We start from the raw sequence: 2,323 nt of genomic DNA, 5'->3' as shown, positions 1-2,323 counted from the left end.
CCATGTCGTCGCGCAAGCTGTCCAGCGCCGCGAGCAGTCCCTCGCGGAACCCGGCAATGTCGAACGGGTGGCGGCGACTGATCAAGAGCGCGTCCTCGTACATATTCTCGACGATAGCCGTGAATTCCGCGGGAAGCCGCTCGCTTTCCTTGTAGTCTGCGATGGTGGCTGACAGGATGAATCCGAGGATGAAAAACCCACCGGCGACGGCAGTGGCATGCAGGGGGCTCAAGACCAGCGCCTCCAAACCAAGCAAGTGAACGACAAGCTTCAGCCCGAGCACCAACGCGAGCCACGCCAGGCTCCGGACGAAGATTTGCTGCTTGGAGATCCAAGCTTTCATACGAGGAAACTGCAGCATTTGAAGGTGGGCCTTGCCAAAATAATCGATTCCCCGGATGTCTTCGACACAGCCGATTCACCTTCGACCACTCGTCACAGGACACGCGTCAAACTCGTTTGCCACTAGTCGATCCTGCGTCGTGCGCTGCGGTGTATAACGTAGGAAAGACTGGGCCAGCGGCCGTATCATTGATTCCAAGTCGATTGCCATACTCGACGACGCGGCTACGCGGAGGGGTCGCAAATTTTCGTTGCACGAACTATTCTCCATATCCGCCCCTCAATACTTGCTGCCAAGAAAGCATGGTGCACTATTTCACAAAGATGAACCAGCATAAGGTCAAAATCCGCTGCGCATTTCAAGCTCGAGGCGCTGCAACAGAAGACCATCGGGCTCTGTCGCGTTACTGTTGACTGGTAAGCGGTCTATTATCCCCGCCCTTGCATGAACCCGGCGAATGGTGATGGAGAATCGGGATAGAGGTGGCCGCCAACCGATCAGTCAGCAGGCATCTAGCTACGAACTGCGCTGGACTTGCTGGTTTCTTACCAGCTTTTGCCTATAGCCCATTTTGGGTACATGTTGATGAAATGGCGGCGAAAGTTTAATACAGTGCCCTAAGATAACTCTATTTATCTTAGGCTAAAATTTTTGCGTCAAAACCACTCTTGGGCAGCCTTTCTTCATGAAAAACCGCAGCATTACAGTCCAGGGCACCCCGGTTGGCTACACCACGCGGCACGACCAGGATTACATCTCGCTCACCGACATGGTCAAACGCTTCGGCGACGAGACCGTTCTCTACGGGTGGCTGCGCAATCGCAACACCGTTGAGTTTCTGGGGATTTGGGAGCAGATCAACAACCCGGACTTCAAACCTGTCGAATTCGAGAGGTTTAAAGCCCAGGCGGGCCTCAACAGTTTCTCGCTGTCTCCCTCCAAGTGGGTGGAGGCTACCGGGGCCATCGGCCTGTACGCCAAATCCGGCCGGGGCGGTGGCACCTACGCCCACCGCGACATCGCCTTTGAATTCGGTTCATGGCTCAGTCCCGAATTCAAACTCTATCTCATCAAGGAATTCCAGCGCCTCAAGGACGAGGAAGCCCGTGCGTCTTCCCTGGAATGGAATTTCCAGCGCACCCTGGCCAAGGTCAACTACCGCATTCACACCGATGCCATCAAGGAACACCTCGTCCCACGCCAGTTGACCCGGACCCAAACGGCCACGCTCTACGCCAGCGAAGCCGATCTGCTGAACGTGGCGCTGTTTGGCATGACCGCTGCCCAGTGGCGCGAGGCCAACCCCAAGGACGGCGGCAACATGCGGGACGCGGCCACATTGGAACAACTGGTGGTGCTGTCCAACATGGAGAGCATCAATGCGGTGTTGATTCACCAAGGCATCGGCGCGCCTGAACGCTTGGGCCAACTCAACGCCATTGCCATTACCCAAATGCGCTCACTCATTGGAATGGGGGCGGTCAAACGCTTGGGCAAGGCAAATCCCCCGTGATTGGGCCAGTGTCAAAAGATCCGGTCACGGGGTCGCGTGAGTTGTGCCAGGCAAACCCTGGTGGCAGCGCCGTTTACGTGCATCGTCTGGGACTGCACCATTTTGCGTATCTGCGCGCGGTATCCGAAGGCCTGTCCATCGTAGAAGCTGCCAAACGCTATCTGGCGGTGGAACATGGCCACCAAGCAAAAGTCGCCCACCTGCAAACCCGTGATGCAGTGCGCGCCGTGGCACGCCGGCGGGGTTTGAGCGCCTGGCGCTTAATTGGACTGAGTTTTAGCGCAATGCAGACGGATGTGACGACTTATCAGGGCGCTACCCGCATCGCCCCCAGTCTGGACGAGTTCATTGCGGCCAGCGCCTTGGAGGATTCCCCCCGTGTCAGACTTGTTGTCGCCTCCTTAAAACAGAAGAAACTAGGGGGTGAGGACGATGAGAGAACGACGTGGCCCGATACGGACAAGACT

2 protein-coding genes and 1 pseudogene are annotated in these 2,323 nt (G+C 56.8%); 2 read left to right on the top strand and 1 reads right to left on the bottom strand.

Translation table 11 applies throughout. The features are described from left to right. The coding region (locus F624_RS0131890) for a hypothetical protein (RefSeq protein WP_031257017.1) at nucleotides 1-343 on the bottom strand (343 nt) is incomplete at its 3' end. Between the two features lie 685 nt (nucleotides 344-1,028). On the opposite strand from F624_RS0131890, the gene F624_RS0131885 reads away from it, so the two are divergent. Both F624_RS0131885 and F624_RS35295 read left to right on the top strand, forming a co-directional pair. Next, complete coding sequence (locus F624_RS0131885; RefSeq protein ID WP_019578413.1) at nucleotides 1,029-1,856, top strand: KilA-N domain-containing protein; 828 nt, start codon at nucleotides 1,029-1,031, stop codon at nucleotides 1,854-1,856. A gap of 77 nt (nucleotides 1,857-1,933) precedes the next feature. Continuing rightward, nucleotides 1,934-2,323 (top strand): annotated as a pseudogene (locus F624_RS35295) (hypothetical protein); the annotation flags it as partial.

This window comes from Curvibacter lanceolatus ATCC 14669, assembly GCF_000381265.1.
GTDB classification, from domain to species: Bacteria; Pseudomonadota; Gammaproteobacteria; order Burkholderiales; family Burkholderiaceae_C; genus Curvibacter; species Curvibacter lanceolatus.
The sequence above is the reverse complement of the archived record's forward strand: the minus strand, read 5'-3'. Positions and strand labels throughout refer to the sequence as shown.